The following is a 16,621-nucleotide window of genomic DNA, read 5'->3' on the forward strand; positions in this document are numbered from 1 at the left end:
AGGAAAGAAATTAATTATTGTAAGTTTATATAAATTTTTACACAAATGAATGAACCACAACAAAAGTGGACGGAAACGATTGAAGCAAACCATTCTTTATTTGACTTAAAACCTCAAGAAATTTGGAGATATCGAGATCTTGTATATATGTTTGTAAAAAGAGACTTTGTTTCAAGCTTTAAACAAACAATCTTAGGTCCCATTTGGTTTTTTATTAATCCCATATTAACTACCATCGTCTATTTGATAGTTTTTGGAAGAATTGCTAATCTACCCACTGATGGTGCTCCTCCGCTATTATTTTATCTTGCAGGGGTTACTCTTTGGAATTATTTCTCATCATGTTTGTTAGGAACATCCTCAACATTTGTAGGAAATGCAAGTATTTTTGGAAAAGTTTATTTTCCCAGATTAGTATCTCCATTATCTATTGTAATTTCTAACTTGATGCGATTTGCAGTACAATTTCTATTATTCATAATGGGGTGGGTATATTACTTATCAAAAGGAGAGATTCATCCTAATATTTGGATTGTAGCAACTCCCTTTTTGATCTTACTTATGGCTCTATTTGCTTTAGGTGTTGGAATGATTTTTTCAGCACTTACGACCAAATATAAAGATCTCAGTATGCTATTAGGATTTGGAGTGAGTTTATACATGTATGCTACCCCTGTCATTTATCCTACATCCTCCTTACCCGGAATTTTCAAAAAAATGGCATTTTATAATCCTTTAACAGGAATTTTCGAATGCTTTAAATATGCTTGGCTAGGAGTAGGAGACTTTTCTCCTGCAATGTTAATGATCAGTACTTTTATTATTATTATACTTTTAGTAATAGGTACAGTAACTTTCAACAAGGTTGAAAAAACGTTCATGGACACAGTTTAAAAAAATTATCTAAATTTCCCAAATTAAATAAATAAAATGCTGGCTTTAAAAGCAGAAAATATATCAAAACAATATCGACTGGGTCAAGTTGGCACAGGTACGCTATCGCATGACCTCAACCGATTCTGGCATAAGCTAAGAGGAAAAGAAGACCCTTATCTAAAAATTGGTGAAACCAATGACAGAACTTCCAAAGGAAATTCCGAATATGTTTGGTCACTCCGTGATATTAATTTCGAAATAGAACAAGGAGATGCCATTGGAATTATAGGAAGAAACGGAGCAGGAAAATCAACCCTTCTAAAGCTACTCAGTAAAGTTACAAAACCTACTACCGGTAAAATTTATACTCGTGGGCGTATTGCTTCGTTACTAGAAGTTGGAACAGGATTCCATCCAGAAATGACAGGTCGCGAAAATGTATATCTCAATGGAGCAATTCTTGGAATGACTCGAAAAGAAATAGCCCGAAAATTTGATGAAATAGTTGACTTTTCCGGCGTGGAAAGATATATTGACACCCCAGTAAAAAGATATTCTTCAGGGATGTATGTACGTCTTGCTTTTGCGGTTGCAGCTCATTTAGAATCTGAAATTTTAATCGTAGATGAAGTATTAGCTGTTGGAGATGCAGATTTTCAAAAAAAATGTTTAGGAAAAATGGGAGATGTGACTAAAGGAGAAGGAAGAACCATACTTTTTGTAAGCCATAATATGACGGCAGTTAAAGAACTGTGTAACAATGGTATTCTTTTAAATCAAGGCATGATCAATTATCAGGGTAATATGCTGGATACCATTATTGAATATCAAAAAAATAGCACCACTGCAAATTCTTATTTTTATGATGGTAATATAGAAAATGCTGTTGGAAATGAAAACATCAGAATTAAAGAGTTTTTCGTAGCTCCTATCAGTGGAAGCTTAATTGATATTGATTCCGGAGTTCATGTTAAATTAGTTTTCCAAAACTACTGCCCTAATATTACTCTTGATACCACATTTGAGCTAAGAAATTATGAAGAACTTGTTATTTTTCATGTAGGAGCTTTCGCAGCTAAAAATCAAGATTCCAAAATCGGAGAATATATTGTAGAATTTGATATTCCGGCAGGCTTACTCAATGCAGGCAATTATTATTTCAAATTATATTTTGGAAAAGATCAAACAGTTCTTTTATTTGGAATTGACAATTTCATTGGATTTGAAGTAGAAAATGTGAAAGTGGGAAATAAACTTCATATATATCCGGGAGTAACAAGACCTCATTTTGAATATAATATACAAACACCATGATACCGCACATTATAGAACTTCCCAAAATATATGACAAAAGAGGTAATCTTTCCTTTTTTGAGCAACCTAATCAATTGCCTTTTCAAATAGAAAGGACCTATTGGATTTATGATGTTCCCGGTGGAGAAACGAGAGGAAGTCATGCATTTAAAGAACAACAAGAGTTTATTATTGCCCTTTCAGGAAGTTTTGATGTCATCATACATGACGGTAAAGAAGAAAAGAAATTTTCCTTAAACAGATCATATTATGGTTTATACATTCCTAATATGTTTTGGCGTAAATTAGAAAACTTTTCCACCAATTCTCTTGCGCTCATTGTTTCTGATAAACATTACAATGAACATGATTATATAAGAAACTTTGAAGATTTTAAAACATTAGCAAATGGAAAATAAAATTTCGGTATTCGACTGTAGCGTTATTGATTTGGGAAAAATAAGTTTTGATGAAGGAAATCTTACTGTAGTAGAAAACAATTCCTCATTTCCATTTAATATAAAAAGAGTTTTTTATTTGTATGATATTGTTGGAGGTGAAAGCAGAGGAGCTCATTCTCATAAAGAATGTCACCAATTCTTGGTTGCCGCAAGTGGAAGCTTTGAGGTTTCTCTTGATGATGGTAAGTTTAAAAGACAGGTTTTTCTGAACCGTCCTGATATAGGATTACATATTCCTCCCGGAATTTGGGCTTCCGAAATCAATTTTTCTTCAGGAGCAATCTGTTTGGTATTGGCATCTCACCTTTACAATGAAAAAGATTATATTAGAAGTTATGAAACCTTTTTAAAAGTACAGAATGAACTATAAGATTCACAATTTAGCTGATGTACAAACTGAGCATATTGGTGAAGAAACTACTATTTGGCAATTTTGTGTTATTTTAAAGAATGCTCAGATTGGCAATAACTGTAATATCAATTGTAATGTCTTTATTGAAAATGATGTAGTTATTGGTAATAATGTAACCATAAAGCCAGGTGTACAAATTTGGGACGGTGTTATCTTGGAAGATAATGTATTTGTGGGTCCGAATGTAACATTCACTAATGATCTAGTACCAAGGTCTAAACAATATCCTGTAGAATTTAAAAAAACTAGAGTCAACAAAGGAGCATCAATAGGAGCTAACTCCACCATTGTTGCAGGGAATACAATTGGTGCAAATTCATTAATAGGCGCAGGAAGTGTTGTCACAAAAAACATTCCTGCAAATACCGTTTGGTATGGAAATCCTGCCATTCAAAAAGGCTATATCACAGCCGATGGGACTCTCCTTAATAATGACCTAAAAGACTCATTTGGAAATGAATATTTTTTTGATGATACAGTATTAATTAAAAAGCTATAATGCGAAACATGTAAAAAGTCCTCAAATGGAATCGAAAAAGTTATCTTTAATTTTACTTTCTTATTACAGTGAATACCGCATTTTAAAGGTGTATGAAACTGTTAAAAAATTATTATCACAACATAATATCCCTTTCGAATTTATTATTATAGATGACGGATCTAAGGATAATTCATATAAAATCTCATTACAGCTAGAGCAACAAGAAACTAATGTAAAAGCCTTTCAATTAAGTAAAAACTATACCAGTCATTATTCCATTTTTGCAGGTCTTTCATTAAGCACAGGAGCTTGTGCATTGCCTATTGTTGATGATGAACAACAACCTTATGAAACAATTATAGATATGTATAATCTCTGGCTAAATGGCGAAAAAATCATCATCCCCCATAGAATTACGAGAGAAGATCATTGGAAAAGCAAAATATTTTCGGAAACATACTATAAAATCATGAATCGATTAACGGAAGTTCAATTTCCTACAGGAGGAGCTGATTTATTTTTCATAGACAGAGAAATCATAGATATTCTTAATACCAGAATTCATCCGCGAAACACCTCTACAGTTGTCGAAATCTTAAGACTTGGTTTTAATCCTTATTTTTATGGATATAGCAGACCAATAGGTATTAACGGAAAATCTCGTTGGACCGCTAAAAAAAAATGGAGATTAGCAAAAGATACTTTTTTTTCTTCCTCTTCATTCCCCATTAAATTTATTTTTAACCTGGGACTTTGGGTTTCTTTAATATCTTTTCTGTTGATTCTTTTTTATTCATATCTCAAAATTTCCAATAGTGATTTACTTGGAGATATGCTACCTAGAGGCTGGACAAGCATTATTTTATTCATCTCTTTCTTTGGTGGTTTAATTCTTTTTTCATTGGGAGTTATTGCCGAATATATTTGGAGAATTTTTGAAGAAGTAAAAGATCGTCCCACGTACATTATAAAAGATAAATAAGGAAATTGAGAACCCTATGCTTAAATATTTAAACAAAATACAACCCATTTATTATATTTTAGGTGTTTTTTTATTGTGCCTAACTCTTACATTCCTTGGCAACGATAGGTTTCCTTTCAAATATGCAAAGGATTTTGACGAGAAAAGTTATCTAGAGATTATAAGATATTTGCCTGATCTTTTTCATCATAAAAGTTTTGACTCTTATTATATTTCCAGGTTATTAGTTCCTGGAATTGCTCATTATATTATCCGTTTTTTACAATTAGACTACAGTAATGAAACTATTCAAAATATTTTTTTAGGCCTAAACTTTTTAAGTATTTTATTAGGATGTTATTATTACTTTAAGATTATAAAAATAAAAAATTATTCTTCAAATCTTATTGCTATTGGGTTTTGCTTCTTATTTGTGAATTTTTTCGTTATGAAATTCTCTAGTTTTTATTCTATTCTGATGGATATGTTTGGTTTCACATCGGGAATTATACTGTACTATTACTATCTTACAAAAAAGAAGATCTTATTTTACTCCCTTTTGTTAATATGTATGTTTATTTTTCCTACAACCATACTCATTGTATTAGGAGTAATGCTATCTGATATTATTACATTTGATGAAAAGGGATTAAATATAAATAAGAATTTTAATAAATGGCTATGGAGTATTCTTAGTTTTGCCTTATTATTTTTAGTAAGCATTTGTTACATAAGATATGATTTTATCACTACAAAAGCAAATGCTGATTTTGCTAATCAAATGTCTCAAAATTTTATTCCACTTACTATATTAACATTCATTATATTTTTATATTTTGCGGTGAAACAACTCCTTCAGATAGCAAATAATGTATCAGTACGCTATAAAGGTTTTATTTCTCCTACATTTTATTCGTCTATAGGAATACTTTTATTTTATTTATCAGTTTCGAAGTACTTAAGTGTTAATTTCCAAGGAACTAAAGCTTTTTCATCCACAAGTTTTATAGCCAATCTCCTATATCAAATCCTTTCATTTCCCCTAAAGTTTATGATCACGCATTTTATATATTATGGCCTATTTGTGGTCTTTATTTTATTTTTTCACAAAGTTTTATTTCTATATGCTAAGAATAATTTAGATTCATTTCAAAAAATAATTTTTACCCTTTTTATTATATTTTCTATTTTAGGAACAGAAACAAGACAATTTTTACAATTATTTCCTTTTGTTTTATTTATATTTTTAGATTCGCTCAAAAATTATAAATTTAGTGCTAATCTTGTTTTGGGGATATTTATATTCCAATTAATATGGTCTCGTTTTTGGTATATCATTGATTTACCCGAGGGATTTTTATTTTATGCTCTTAAGGATAAAGATATTTCCGATTTCCCTGCCCAACGTTATTTCCAATTTCAAGGTCCGTGGTTATCTGAAACTAATTCTATTTGGTATGGAGCAATATTTATAATTATATATTTAATAACATACACAATTTTAAAAAAGAGTCAACAAACCAATATAGATTAGAAAATAATTAATCTAAGATGTTTTATAACATAAATTTTTATCCTGATGATCAAATTTTTAGACTTACAACAAATCAATTTACAATATCAAGAAGAAATCGAAGCTAAACTTTTAGAAGTTTTTCGTTCGGGATGGTATCTTATGGGAGGTGCACTTTCCAACTTTGAGAAAAAACTGTCTCAATATACTGGAGCGAAGCATGCTATTGGTGTAGCAAATGGATTAGATGCATTACGTCTTATCTTACGTGCTTATATCGAAATGGGATTTATGAAACCCGGTGATGAGATTATTGTTCCCTCTAATACTTATATTGCCTCTATTCTTGCCATTTCAGATAATGGACTTGTTCCTATACTAGTGGAACCAGATATTGATAACTACAATATTGATATATTAAAAATTGAAGAAAAGATAACTCCAAAGACTAAAGGTATTTTGATTGTACATTTATATGGAAGAGTTGTTTTTTCAGAAGTATTAACAAGTTTAGCCACCCAATATAACTTGAAAGTCATTGAAGATAATGCACAAGCAATCGGAGCAGAATGGAATGATAAAAAATCCGGAAATTTAGGCGATGCTGCCGGCTTCAGCTTTTACCCAGGTAAAAATCTGGGGGCTTTAGGAGACGCGGGAGGTATAACCACAAATGACGAAAAGCTAGCGCAAACAATAAGAGCCCTTGCAAATTACGGTTCCAATCAGAAGTATATCAATATTTATAAGGGATTAAACTCCAGATTAGATGAAATTCAGGCTGCCGTATTGGAGGTAAAATTAAACTATATTGACGAAGAAAATAACAAAAGAAGGGAGGTTGCCAAACAATTTATACAAGGCATATCCAATCCCCAAATAACCTTACCAGAATATCCTGATAAAGAAAAGGAACATGTTTGGCATTTATTTGTGATTAGGACTACTGATAGAGATAGACTTCAACAATATCTTACGGAGAACGGAATCCAAACGCTCATTCACTACCCTATTCCTCCTCATAAACAAGAGGCATATAAGGAATGGAATGAACTTTCCTTTCCTATTAGTGAAAAAATTCATGAAGAAGTATTGAGTTTACCTATTTCTTCTATAATAAAGAAAGAAGATATTGAAAAAATAATTTCAGTCTTAAATGGTTTCGAATAAAAAACTTATCCATATTGACCAAATTCTAAAAAAGAATTTAAAACAATCTATTAGTCAGAAAAACTATGATTTAGCTTTAAGACTGATAGAATTATCTACGCATTTACAATACAATTATAGTTTCAATAAGACATTGTATGATAAAGAATTAGAAGATTCTTTAAAAACAATTGCGGAATCTCTTTTTGAAACAAAAAGTATCATTCCAACGAAAGATGTTGTTTTATTTTATGATTATTTCGGGTATGATAATAGAGGACTAACCCAACAGTATTTACGGGCCTTACAAAAATTGAATAAACGAATAGTTCTTGTTTTTGAAAATAAAAACAGACACTATAAAAATGAAGCTATTTTATCCGAAATCGAAAACTACGATAATAAGGAAATCTATTACTTGGAAGGAAATAATAGGATAGAACTGTGTGAAAGTTTGTTCAAAATTATTTTAAAGGAAAAACCAGAACATGTATTAATGCATTTAATTCCTTGGGATACTATAGCTTATATGGCTTTTTATATCATAAAAGGAATTAAAAGATATCAAATAAATTTAACTGACCATACGTTTTGGTTGGGAGTAGATATTACAGATGTTAATATTGAATTTCGTTCCTATGGTTTGAATCTATCTGAACAATTAAGAAATATTCCTAGTCATAAAAATCGGATTCTTCCTTATTATCCTATTCTATCAAAAGTCCCGTTTCAAGGTTTTGACTTTGATACAGAAAACAAAAAAATCATATTTTCAGGAAGTACATTTTATAAAATTCTGGGAAATGAATTAGAGTTTTTGGAAACTATTCATAAACTCTTACAATTGGATGACGATCTCATTTTTGTATTTGCAGGGAGTGGTAATGGAACTGCTATTAATCAATTTATCAATAAGCGTCAATTAAATAACCGTATATTTCTCATTGGAGATCGATATGACTTGTATCAAATCATGAAACGGGTCGACTATTATATTTCTACATTTCCGTTTACAGGTGCTTTAATGACACAAACGGCTGTTGCTGCAGATTTGCCTGTTTTTGCTTACGTAAATCCTCGAAGCCTTTTTAATGATTTAAAAGATCTTTTTTACAAATCTGATCGTTTTAAAAATATTGATCACTTAGAGGGCTTAATAGAGCAATTCTCCAATGAGCATAAGAAAGAAAAAAATATAAATGCAGGCCATGATCTTATGATTAGTGAAGAAGAATTTGCTGAAAATTTAAATAAAATATTTGACGGAGAAAACCCAATGGCTTTTTTAGAGAAAAGAGAAGATGTTCATGATTCTTATGATTCTTTTAATGCATTAATGATAGAATCGGAAAACTTCTACAATCCAGCTTATGAAAAGACAATCAATACCTATCTTTCCCCACAAGAAAAGTATAAAATCCTACCTGGCAATCAATTAGAATATTATAAAAACTATATAAATAAAGCCAAAAATATGGCAAAAACATTGTATTTTCGATTAGCAAGAAAACTATGAATTTTTTCAAACACCATATCATAAAATTTATATTCAACGTTATTAATTCCAACGTTTATAAGAGTTATCAACAAGCTAAAAATGATGCATGGGCTAAATCGAACTTTAAGACGTTTGGAAAAAACTCTCGTTTACCCGAAATATTTTGGATCAAAAACCCCCAATATATCTCGATGGGAGAAAACTTTAGTTCTTTATTCAATTTAAGATTAGAAGCATGGGATAGTTTTTACGGTCAAAAATTTAATCCAGAAATATTAATTGGCGATAATGTTATTTTTAATTCTGATGTTCATATTGGTGCTATAGACAAAATTACGATTGGTAATAATGTTCTAATGGCAAGCAGAATATATATATCAGATCATTATCATGGAGAGATCAGTGGAGTGGATTTAAATAAAGTTCCCAGTGAAAGGCCACTATCATCTAAAGGACCTGTAGTTATTGAAGACAATGTATGGATAGGCGAAGGAGTATGTATACTACCTGGTGTTACAATTGGGAAAAACTCTATAATAGGTGCAAATTCTGTAGTCAACAAAAGTTTCCCGGAAAACTCAGTGATTGCTGGAATACCTGCCAAACTGATAAAAACACTAGAAAAATAATTAACAAATTAAATGAAAACACGAGTTAGAGCGATTGCATATTATTTACCACAATATTATCCTATTCCTGAAAATGATGAATGGTGGGAAAAAGGATTTACGGAATGGACCAATGTCACCAAGGCAAAACCGCTTTTTCCAGGACATCATCAGCCCAACTTACCCAGTGAATTGGGATTTTATGATTTACGTATTCCTGAAATACGTCAACAACAAGCTGATCTTGCCAGAGAACATGGTATTGAAGGTTTTTGTTATTGGCATTATTGGTTTGGAAATGGAAAACGAATTTTAGATCGTGTTTTTAAAGAAGTAGTAGAAAGTGGAAAACCAAATTTTCCTTTCTGCCTAGCCTGGGCAAATGAAACCTGGAAAGGTATTTGGCATGGATTAAATGATCAGATACTAGTAGAACAAACCTATCCGGGTATTGAAGATTATACAGCTCATTTTTATGAGATCCTGCCCGCTCTTAAGGATAGTAGATATATCAAGGTAAATAATAAACCTTTGTTCGTTATTTATAAAGCTTTTGATATTCCTAACGTTCAAATATTTTTGGATTTGTGGAATAAACTGGCTAAAGAAAATGGCTTGGAGGGATTTTATTTTGTAGGCCATCTTTTTGATTTTAGAAGATACCAAGAAATGTTGGATTTGGGTCTAGACGCAGTAAACGTGGTCCGTATGAATGAAGTACAAAGACAACTTCCAAAACCCAAACTTAGCCTGAAAGAAAAGCTTGAGCATAAACTTAAAAATTTTGCTAAAGATATCCCTAAATATGAATATAAAGATGCTATAAAAGTCTTATTAGGAGAAGAGTCTAGATATAAAAATGTGATTCCGACTTTATTTCCCAACTGGGATCACTCGCCTAGAAGTAAAGGTAAAACTTTGGTCTTACACGATTCTAATCCTGAATTGTTCAGGCAACATCTAAAAGATGCCCTCAATTTAGTGCAGGATAAACCGGAAGAAGAAAGAATTATTTTCATAAAATCCTGGAACGAATGGGCAGAAGGTAATTATCTAGAACCCGACAGACGATTTGGAAGGGCATACTTAGAGGTTTTTAAAAGTGAAAATAATATTGATTAATGCAGATATCAGTAATTATCCCGGTGTATAATGCGGTATCTTTTATAGATAAAGCAGTACAATCTGCATTGCAGTTTCCGGAGGTCAAGGAGATTTTGTTAATAGATGATGGCTCAACAGATGGCTCCATTGAGATTTGTAAAAAAGTTAGCGAGCATAATGAGGTCGTAAAATTTTTACAACATCATGATAAAAAGAATCATGGTGTTTCCTATACACGAAATTTTGGCATTGAAAGAGCATCAAAAGAATTCATTACCTTTTTGGATGCCGACGACTATTATTTACCTAATCGATTTGATGCGGAAAGAGAATACTTTAAAGACCCAAAAATCGATGGTGTTTTTGGTGCCATCTCAACTGAATTTGTAACTCAAAAAGGCAAAGATGAATATATGGAAAAGTTTGGTAATGATGGATTAACAACGGTCTATCAGGAAGCCGAAGGCATCGAGGTATTTTATGGATTGTCACAGATAAATCAAGAGTTTGGTACGTTTTTCTCTATGATTGCACTTACGATTAAAAAAAGTGTATTGGAAAATCCTACGCTAAGACTTAATGAAAATTTAAAAATTGGAGAAGATAAAGAGTTTATAGTTAAGCTATCTTATTTAGCAAATTTAAAATCTGGTTTTATTAGTACTCCTGTTGCGGTTCGTACCGGTCATGAAAATAATACAATTACAAAAATTAAAAATTATTCTGCTGATTATTTTCATCATCAATCTCTTATTTTTAAAGCATTATACGAATGGGCTAGAAAAGAAAAGGGTATGCATGAAAAAGCGCTTGAACTTTTTAAATATCAATATTTATCTACAAAAATAGCAAGCCAAAAAGGAATAATAAAATTTTTGAGCTTTTTTAGATACTCTCTTTTTAATCCTCAGCTTTTAAAAACAAGATACAGATACTATGCATTAAAAAACAACGCATAAAATTTTTGCATACATTGCATAGATCGAACAAAACCTCATCATCTTAATCTCTATCTAAATAGAAAAAAAATTAAATGATTATTGGAAATGGAATATTAGCTAATGCTTTGATTCCCTACGACAGAGACGATATTATTTTCTTTGCGTCAGGAGTATCAAACTCTTTAGAAACAAGAAATAGCGAGTTTGAAAGAGAAATTACTCTTTTACAAACAACTCTTGAAAAAAATGCAAATAAAAAGTTAGTCTATTTTTCGACTTGTAGTATTTATGATAGCTCAAAAACCCAAAGCCCATATGTGCTTCACAAACTAAACATTGAGTCTAAAATAGTTCAGGATTTTGAAAATTTTGCTATTTTTAGAATTGGGAATGCGATAGGTAAAGGAGGAAACCCAAATACTCTTATTAATTTTCTAAAAAACTCGATTGAAAGTAGAACAAAAATATGGGTACATAAAAATGCTGGAAGATCTATTATAGGCGTGAATGATATTGCATTATTTATAAATTTACATTTAAATTCAATAAATAAAAAAATTATAAACCTTTCCTACCCTCATCAGTTTGCTCCCATAGATATTGTCTTTTCTTTAGAAAAATATCTGGGTCGTAAAGCTTGTTATGAGATCATAAATGAAGGTGATTTTTATGATATTGAATTCGAAAAATTGATCTACGATTATTTTGAAAATATATCCGCTACAAAATATTTAGATAAAACGATCGCTTTATATATATGATTTATACCGAAAATAACTCACACAAATGCAACTATTACAAAAAATCAAAAAAAAATTAAAGCTCATTTACTTTTCTGGATCGAACTACCATTGCCCTTTTTGTGGATATTCCTCAAAATCACTGGAGGTTGTGGGACATGATTTACCAGTGCTAAGAGAAAAGCAGGTAATCGGAGGAGGAAGAAGACCGGCAGGGTGCTATAAATGTCACTCTCGAGATAGAGAGAGACTTTTATATGCCTTTATCATTGAAGAACTAAAACTACCTCCAGAAACCCGCATCTTACATATTGCCCCTGAAATAAAATTATCAAAAATTCTTTTGAACAAAAATTTCAACGAATATATATGCGGAGACTTACATACACCTGGATATCACTACCCAGATTATGTAAAAAATATTAATATTTTGAATATTCCCTACGAAGACAATCATTTTGATATTGTAATCTGCAATCACGTTTTGGAGCATATACCTCAAGATATCGAGGCGATGACTGAACTACGCAGAGTACTGAAACCTGGAGGCAAAGCCATACTACAAGTCCCTATTTCTAAAAACAATCAATCAACTCATGAAGATTTCACCATTTCTGATCCAAAGAAGAGGGAGGAACTCTTTGGACAATTTGATCATGTTAGAATTTATGGACAAGATTATTTTTCCCGATTAGAAAGTGCTGGTTTTCTTGTAAACAAAGTTAATATTTCGGAAAAATACAAAAAGTTAGGAGTAAATCCTGCTGAAGACATTTTCTTTTGTGAAAAGAAAAATACATAAAACAAGAAAAAGCAAACATTAGAATATATGTGTGGAATAGCCGGAATTATAACACCTAATGCAAAAAACTACCAAAATGAAATTCAGAAAATGACAAATGCCATAGCGCATCGTGGTCCAGATTCTGCTCATCATGAGTTTTACGAAAATGCGGCATTAGGACATCGTAGGTTATCAATTATAGATTTATCTGAAAATGGTAAACAGCCTATGTTTTCAAATACCCAGAATGAGTGTATTGTTCTCAACGGTGAAATCTATGGTTATCTTGATATAAAAAAACAGTATCCAGAGTATCCTTATCGTGGAGGTTCCGATACTGAGGTTATTCTCGCTATGTATCAAAGAAAACAGGAAAATCTCATTCATGATTTACCCGGAATGTTTTCCTTTGCAATCTGGGATGAAGAAAAGAAACAGCTTTTTTGTGCAAGAGATCGATTTGGAGAGAAACCTTTTTATTATGCTATTGGCCCTCATAATGAATTTATTTTTGCGTCAGAAATTAAAGCTATTCTTGCATCAGGATTAATTCAGCCCACAGTAGACCAAAAGGCTCTATCCCATTATCTTCAATATGGATATGTAAGCTCCTATCAAAGTATTTATAGTAATATTTATATACTTCCTCCAGCTCATCAGTTGATTTGGAGAAATAACAAATTAAGTATTTCGCGTTATTACAGTTTACCCACTAAAGACAGAAATTTAAGCTTATCGGATGCCAAAGAAGAGTTTTTCTACTTATTAAAAAACGCAGTTAAAAAACAACTTATTGCGGATGTAGAAGTTGGAAGCTTTTTAAGTGGTGGCCTAGACTCATCTACTATAGTTGCTTTGGTGAATGAATTTTTACCCCAACAAACAACCATTAGTTTTGGATATGATCATAAAGATAACGAACTAAAATACGCAAAAGAGATTGCGGAAAAATACAAAACCAATCATATTGAAGTCCATGAAAAAAAAGAAGATTTAGCGACCTCTCTTTTGAAAGTTTCAAAGTTTCTAGATGAACCATTTGAAAATACTTCCTATATTCCTCATTATGAAATTTGTAAAAATGCCAGAAAAAATCTTACCGTAGTATTATCAGGGGATGTGGGCGATGAGCTATTTGGAGGATACCATTATTATACCGTTGAAAATAAAATGAGAAATCATTTTAGTTATAAAAGTATTATAGCAAAATTTGGATTGAAATTATATCAAAAATTTAGGACCTCATCTTATCTTTCTCAGAAAAATATAGAATACTCATCTATCTTAGACTTTCATTTAAATTCTGTAAAAAATGCCTTCAATAAAGATGAACGAAGATTATTAGGGATTTCCGCGGAATATAGTCAGGAATATAGCTTTACACCGAATCCTGATTCATTGAATGATATTATGAGGGTCGACCTTGAAAACTATGTTCCTTCTGATATGATGGTAAAATCTGATAGAATGGCTATGGCTAATTCATTAGAAGTAAGAACCCCTTTCTTAGATTTAGATTTTGCAGAATTTTGCATTCAACTCCCGGAACAATTAAAACTTGACCACAATAATGATAAAATCATCCTTCGTGAAGCGATGGGTGCCTACTGGACAGAGACCATAAGAAATCGTCATAAACAAGGCTTTGGAATGGGATTGGAAAGTTGGTTTGAAGAAGAGAACCTCATCAACTTATCCAATGATCTGCTTAAAAATCGAGATCAAAAAGTCTTTAAATATATTGATTTTGATAGGGCACAAAAGTTTTTGAATAAGGATCATAAACATTGGAATTTACTACAACTTGCTCTTTGGGCTCATAATAACGAATCTATACTATAATGTTTGAAGTTTCTGTCATAATCCCCGTATATAATGCTGCTGAATTCCTTGAAAAATCAGTAAATTCTGCAGTGCATTTTAATGAAGTTAAAGAAATTATTTTAATTGAAGACAAATCAACAGACAATTCATTAGAGCTATGCAAAAGACTCGTTTCTGAAAATCCAAAAATAAAACTATTTCAACATCCTGATAAAGAAAATCATGGAGCGGCTGCTTCCAGAAATTTGGGAATTGAAAAATCAACAGGAACATTCATTACTTTTTTAGATGCTGACGATTACTATCTTCCCAATAGATTTAATTCCGAAAAAAAACTATTTGAAGACCCCAAAATTGAAGGCGTATTTGGAGCAATCAGTATTGAATATATAACCGAAAAAGGGCGAAAGGAATTTCAATCTAAATTTTCAGATACTACTCTTACTACCGTTAACTATCCAGCAGAAGGAAAAGAAGTATTTAAAGGATTATTAGGATTGACACCAAAAGTATTTGGTACCTTTTTTCATTTAAACGCACTTACTCTAAGAAGATCCTCCATAGAAGCCCATAATTTAAGATTCAATAAAGATCTTCGAGTTCACCAAGACTCTGATTTCATTATAAAATTAGCATATCATTGTTATTTAAAATCGGGAATCATAGACCACGCTGTAGCTGTAAGAGGAGTTCATGATGATAATAGAATTACAAAAATTATTAAATATTCCCATGAATATAATCAAAGACAATTTCTCTTATGGCAATCACAATATGACTGGGCCTTGCATCATAAAGTACCTAAACAATATCAAAAAAACATTTATTTAAGATATAAATCGTTTGATTTATCTTTAAAAAGTGGGGTAAAAAAGTTTTTTTGTATCATTTTAGAATCTATAAAAAATCCAAAAATATTAAAAACTCAATATCGTTTTGCCTACCTTAAACGGTAATCTTAAGTGAACACAAATAATGAAACTAAATAATTTACAAATTTTAAGAGGCATATCTGCCCTACTGGTTTGTTGTTTCCATCTGAAAGAATATATCAACTTCACAAGCATCAATCTTGGAGATATTCTATTTGGAAATGGGAGTATTGGGGTTCCTATATTTTTTGTAATTAGTGGATTTATTATGACCTATACCACATACAAAATCAATATTGAGAGCGGAAACCTAAAAAAAGAAATAATTTCATTTTATAAAAAAAGAATCACAAGAATAGTTCCTTTATATTATCTTCTTACGCTAGGATGGATGATCATGGGGGGAAACTTTCTATTGTATTTTTATGGAGAATACTTTTCCAGGCTACTTCATTCTGTATTATTTTTGCCTCAAAAAAACACATTTCCGGTTCTTTATTTGGGATGGTCCCTTAATTATGAAATGTTTTTTTATTTAATATTTGGAATTTTCTTATTTTTTTCAAATAAAAAAAGATATCTGCTCATTATAGCTTTTTTCGTAACAAGTTATTTCTTAGGTCATATCTTTAAGCCAGAGCATCCCTATTTATTAATGATTACTAATTATTTGAATCTCTATTTTGTAGCCGGTATTATTTTATCTTTGCTCTTAAAAAGATATTCAGTCCCTAAAAATTATGCCATTATAATTTCAAGTATAGGAATACTATTTTTCGTATTGATATTATTAAATATCATTCGATTTGAGAATAACTTACTTACATTATTTACAGTATCATTATTTGTATTTTCATTTTTACTATTCGACTATACTTTTCAATATAAAGGAAATAAATTTTTAATATTTTTAGGAGATATATCCTATTCTTTTTACTTATCTCATCCTTTTGTTGAGATATTTTTTAGAAGATTCAAGGTAGATGGCTATATAAATCTTCCTTATTTTGCATTTAAAATTATAATTGCCATAGTTGTTGCTGCATTTTTACACCATTTTATAGAAAAAAAAATAACAAAATATATAATATAACATTAAAAAAC

17 protein-coding genes are annotated in these 16,621 nt (G+C 31.0%); all 17 read left to right on the plus strand.

Annotation, left to right across the window (positions count from 1 at the left end; genetic code table 11):
• Nucleotides 1–45: 45 nt before the first annotated feature.
• The 17 genes from CHRY9293_RS03355 to CHRY9293_RS03435 all read left to right on the plus strand — a co-directional run bounded on the left by CHRY9293_RS03355 (nt 46) and on the right by CHRY9293_RS03435 (nt 16,610).
• Nucleotides 46–894 (plus strand): ABC transporter permease, encoded by an 849-nt coding sequence (locus CHRY9293_RS03355; protein ID WP_162031580.1) that lies wholly within the window; start codon nt 46–48, stop codon nt 892–894.
• Between the two features lie 36 nt (nt 895–930).
• Nucleotides 931–2,190, plus strand: coding sequence for an ABC transporter ATP-binding protein (locus tag CHRY9293_RS03360; protein ID WP_162031581.1), 1,260 nt, complete (start codon nt 931–933; stop codon nt 2,188–2,190).
• Nucleotides 2,187–2,588 carry a sugar 3,4-ketoisomerase gene (locus CHRY9293_RS03365; protein WP_162031582.1) on the plus strand — a complete coding sequence of 134 codons (402 nt, stop codon included), beginning with the start codon at nt 2,187–2,189 and terminating at the stop codon, nt 2,586–2,588. The genes CHRY9293_RS03360 and CHRY9293_RS03365 overlap by 4 nt, the downstream gene beginning before the upstream one ends.
• Nucleotides 2,578–3,000 carry a sugar 3,4-ketoisomerase gene (locus CHRY9293_RS03370; protein WP_162031583.1) on the plus strand — a complete coding sequence of 141 codons (423 nt, stop codon included), beginning with the start codon at nt 2,578–2,580 and terminating at the stop codon, nt 2,998–3,000. Before CHRY9293_RS03365 ends, CHRY9293_RS03370 begins: the two co-directional genes overlap by 11 nt.
• Complete coding sequence (locus tag CHRY9293_RS03375; protein ID WP_162031584.1) at nt 2,990–3,541, plus strand: acyltransferase; 552 nt, start codon at nt 2,990–2,992, stop codon at nt 3,539–3,541. The genes CHRY9293_RS03370 and CHRY9293_RS03375 overlap by 11 nt, the downstream gene beginning before the upstream one ends.
• A 25-nt stretch (nt 3,542–3,566) precedes the next feature.
• Nucleotides 3,567–4,505, plus strand: coding sequence for a glycosyltransferase (locus CHRY9293_RS03380; protein ID WP_162031585.1), 939 nt, complete (start codon nt 3,567–3,569; stop codon nt 4,503–4,505).
• A 16-nt stretch (nt 4,506–4,521) separates the two neighbouring features.
• Entirely contained in the window at nt 4,522–6,018 is a 1,497-nt protein-coding gene (locus CHRY9293_RS03385) for a hypothetical protein (RefSeq protein WP_162031586.1), read from the plus strand.
• Nucleotides 6,019–6,063: 45 nt separating this feature from the next.
• A complete protein-coding gene (locus tag CHRY9293_RS03390) occupies nt 6,064–7,167 on the plus strand; it encodes a DegT/DnrJ/EryC1/StrS family aminotransferase (RefSeq protein WP_162031587.1) in 1,104 nt (367 codons plus the stop codon).
• Nucleotides 7,154–8,662: a glycosyltransferase gene (locus CHRY9293_RS03395; RefSeq protein ID WP_162031588.1), complete on the plus strand. Its 1,509-nt coding sequence runs from the start codon at nt 7,154–7,156 to the stop codon at nt 8,660–8,662. Before CHRY9293_RS03390 ends, CHRY9293_RS03395 begins: the two co-directional genes overlap by 14 nt.
• Nucleotides 8,659–9,273 (plus strand): DapH/DapD/GlmU-related protein, encoded by a 615-nt coding sequence (locus CHRY9293_RS03400; RefSeq protein ID WP_162031589.1) that lies wholly within the window; start codon nt 8,659–8,661, stop codon nt 9,271–9,273. Before CHRY9293_RS03395 ends, CHRY9293_RS03400 begins: the two co-directional genes overlap by 4 nt.
• A 12-nt stretch (nt 9,274–9,285) precedes the next feature.
• On the plus strand, nt 9,286–10,374 hold the full coding sequence (locus CHRY9293_RS03405; RefSeq protein ID WP_162031590.1) for a glycosyltransferase WbsX family protein: 1,089 nt from the start codon (nt 9,286–9,288) through the stop codon (nt 10,372–10,374).
• Entirely contained in the window at nt 10,374–11,315 is a 942-nt protein-coding gene (locus CHRY9293_RS03410; protein WP_162031591.1) for a glycosyltransferase family 2 protein, read from the plus strand. Before CHRY9293_RS03405 ends, CHRY9293_RS03410 begins: the two co-directional genes overlap by 1 nt.
• A 74-nt stretch (nt 11,316–11,389) precedes the next feature.
• Nucleotides 11,390–12,058 (plus strand): Rossmann-fold NAD(P)-binding domain-containing protein, encoded by a 669-nt coding sequence (locus CHRY9293_RS03415; protein WP_162031592.1) that lies wholly within the window; start codon nt 11,390–11,392, stop codon nt 12,056–12,058.
• A 25-nt stretch (nt 12,059–12,083) separates the two neighbouring features.
• Nucleotides 12,084–12,839: a class I SAM-dependent methyltransferase gene (locus tag CHRY9293_RS03420; protein ID WP_162031593.1), complete on the plus strand. Its 756-nt coding sequence runs from the start codon at nt 12,084–12,086 to the stop codon at nt 12,837–12,839.
• Between the two features lie 27 nt (nt 12,840–12,866).
• Nucleotides 12,867–14,663: an asparagine synthase (glutamine-hydrolyzing) gene (gene asnB / locus CHRY9293_RS03425; protein WP_162031594.1), complete on the plus strand. Its 1,797-nt coding sequence runs from the start codon at nt 12,867–12,869 to the stop codon at nt 14,661–14,663.
• Nucleotides 14,663–15,601: a glycosyltransferase family 2 protein gene (locus tag CHRY9293_RS03430; RefSeq protein ID WP_162031595.1), complete on the plus strand. Its 939-nt coding sequence runs from the start codon at nt 14,663–14,665 to the stop codon at nt 15,599–15,601. The genes asnB and CHRY9293_RS03430 overlap by 1 nt, the downstream gene beginning before the upstream one ends.
• A 19-nt stretch (nt 15,602–15,620) precedes the next feature.
• Nucleotides 15,621–16,610 carry an acyltransferase family protein gene (locus tag CHRY9293_RS03435; protein WP_162031596.1) on the plus strand — a complete coding sequence of 330 codons (990 nt, stop codon included), beginning with the start codon at nt 15,621–15,623 and terminating at the stop codon, nt 16,608–16,610.
• Nucleotides 16,611–16,621: the final 11 nt, after the last annotated feature.

The organism is Chryseobacterium potabilaquae (genome assembly GCF_902728265.1).
In the GTDB taxonomy this organism is placed as follows: domain Bacteria; phylum Bacteroidota; class Bacteroidia; order Flavobacteriales; family Weeksellaceae; genus Chryseobacterium; species Chryseobacterium potabilaquae.